Origin of the sequence: Phenylobacterium sp. (genome assembly GCF_037138395.1) — a bacterium.
Taxonomy (GTDB): Bacteria; Pseudomonadota; Alphaproteobacteria; order Caulobacterales; family Caulobacteraceae; genus Phenylobacterium.
In genome coordinates, this window is the sequence record NZ_JBAXIM010000244.1 from 1 (window position 1) to 2,259 (window position 2,259).

The 2,259-nt window shown below is 64.5% G+C and carries 3 protein-coding genes; 1 reads left to right on the top strand and 2 read right to left on the bottom strand.

Features of this window, described 5'->3' with window-relative positions; all coding sequences use genetic code 11:
- Positions 1 to 20: 20 nt before the first annotated feature.
- The gene (locus WCJ52_RS12810) at positions 21 to 413 is read left to right on the top strand and encodes a hypothetical protein (RefSeq protein ID WP_336903691.1); all 393 of its coding nucleotides are present in this window, start codon (positions 21 to 23) and stop codon (positions 411 to 413) included.
- On the opposite strand, the gene WCJ52_RS12815 is transcribed toward WCJ52_RS12810, so the two are convergent.
- Entirely contained in the window at positions 320 to 712 is a 393-nt protein-coding gene (locus tag WCJ52_RS12815) for a hypothetical protein (protein ID WP_336903691.1), read from the bottom strand. The two genes, WCJ52_RS12810 and WCJ52_RS12815, sit on opposite strands and share 94 nt — an antisense overlap.
- Positions 709 to 1,653 (bottom strand): hypothetical protein, encoded by a 945-nt coding sequence (locus WCJ52_RS12820; protein ID WP_336903692.1) that lies wholly within the window; start codon positions 1,651 to 1,653, stop codon positions 709 to 711. The genes WCJ52_RS12815 and WCJ52_RS12820 overlap by 4 nt, the downstream gene beginning before the upstream one ends.
- Between the last annotated feature and the right edge of the window lie 606 nt (positions 1,654 to 2,259).

Here is a 2,259-nt window from a genome sequence, read left to right on the forward strand (position 1 = left end):
GATGGCGAGGAGAGACGCCGATGAAAATGAGGCCTTGGGCGGAGTTCGCCTCGACGCTCCCGAACGACCGGATCGACAGCGAGGATGAGATGGACATCCTCCAGTATCCGGGGAAGCTCCTCTCGGAGACCCTGGCTGGGATCCTCAAGGGGCTTGGCTACGAGATCATCGAACTGATCTGCCTGCACGAACGGGGATGGGAGTTGCTCATCCGGGGCGGACCGAAGGGACGGTCGCGATTCGGTATCCGCGTGACCCAGATCGATAAGTACCTGATCGGCCTGTTCCAGACGAGCTGGTTCCGGACGACCTTCGCACCTCAGCATCCCGATCTTGTCGCGGTGTTGACCCAGCTCGCCGAGGCCATGGCCTCGGCGAGCTGGGTCAACACCGCGACAAGATCGGGATGCTGAGGTGCGAAGGTCGTCCGGAACCAGCTCGTCTGGAACAGGCCGATCAGGTACTTATCGATCTGGGTCACGCGGATACCGAATCGCGACCGTCCCTTCGGTCCGCCCCGGATGAGCAACTCCCATCCCCGTTCGTGCAGGCAGATCAGTTCGATGATCTCGTAGCCAAGCCCCTTGAGGATCCCAGCCAGGGTCTCCGAGAGGAGCTTCCCCGGATACTGGAGGATGTCCATCTCATCCTCGCTGTCGATCCGGTCGTTCGGGAGCGTCGAGGCGAACTCCGCCCAAGGCCTCATTTTCATCGGCGTCTCTCCTCGCCATCATGTTCATCGACCCAGGCGCCGAAGCCGACCAGGCCTGTTCCGAGAGCTCCGGCCGCCGTCGCCTTCAGGGGATCGGGAGCGCCGTACCAGATCTGGCCGAGGGAATCTTCCTTTTCCCAGCCCAGCTTTTTTCCGCTCCAGCCCTTGACGTTGCCGACACGCCTCGGGACCCTCCCGCCGTTGAAGTCAGGATCGACCCGGTAGTGCAGTTCATACATGTCCCCCCTCTGGATGCCCTTGGGCTTCAGGAGGAAGAAAGGACTCTCGCTGATCACCGGGGGAATCGGCCCTCCGCCGAGAATGTCCGGCAGGCGTGTGCGGCGGGGCAGGTAGTGATGTCCCATTCCGATATAGGGCTCGACGAAGTAAGCGGCGATCGATGGCGATACGCCCTTGGCGACATAGTGGTCCACGGTCTTGAGCCCACGCGCCACCTTGCCCATCCGGGAAAGGCCCTTGATTGCGGCTCCGCCCTCGAGGAAGGAGGCGGCGTCGAAGAGCAGTCCTCCTTGGTTGAGGCCGATGCCGAATTGCCGGTCAACCTCGCCCCTGAAGGTGTCTGCGACCGGAGTCGCCTCGGGAACGGTCTTCACCGAAAGGTCTTCGGCCCAGCCCTCTAGTCCCCCCTTCACCCGGGCGACCGCAGTGGAGGGATCGGAGACAGCGTCCCTGGCGAAACCGACGCCAGCGCCTGCGACCCGGCTGACATCCTCCCAGGCGGCGTCCCGTTGGTCGGGATCGAAGCCGTTAAGCAGTCGGGCACCAAAGGCTGCGCTGTCGGCCGTATCCTCCACAAGCCTCCAGGCGCCCCTTGCAAACCCAGGGCCAACAGCGCCCCATCTTGCAAGCCCTCCGGCGATCGACTTGGCCTCCGGGCTCTCGTCAAGCCAGGTCTCGACCCGGCTTGGCGCAGTTGGCACCGGGCCCGCCGGTGCCGACGCGACCTTCGCGACGGAGCGGACCGGCGCTGCCGCCGGTCGCCGCGCGGGAACAATTTCCCGGACCCGCTGCCGAACCTGCGCCGCTTCCGACCGTCGCCTGGCCTCCAGTACCGCCCCGACAACTTGACCGGTCGGGCCCGGCATTAAGGTGCGCGCGAGCACCGGGGCGATTTCCCGAAATCCGCCCCTAAACCCTGTGACCTCACGCATCCTTCGGGCCATGAAGGCCTCCATGGACTCATCGGGGGGGCCGTTCGCGCGTCTCTGCGCCTGCGTCATGCCGTCTCTCCATCCTTAGCCCCGATGGAATTGTTCCACAAAGACGGCGCTTTGAAAAGAACAAAAGTAGAACATACTGCCTGAAGTTGGCACCGACAACGGCCGCCATCGTCTCCCCGCGGGCCAGCCATCCTGCCGGAGGCTCTCTCCGGTAGACGTGTTCCGCTGAACCCCTGCTCGCAGGTCAGAACCGGGCCAGGATGCTGGCCACAATTCTATCCGGGGAAGCTTAGCTGGCGCCGTCGGCGGCCGCCGGCTCACAGTTGGCTGAACCGCCCTGCGCGTCCGGGTCGTCCTTACATGCCG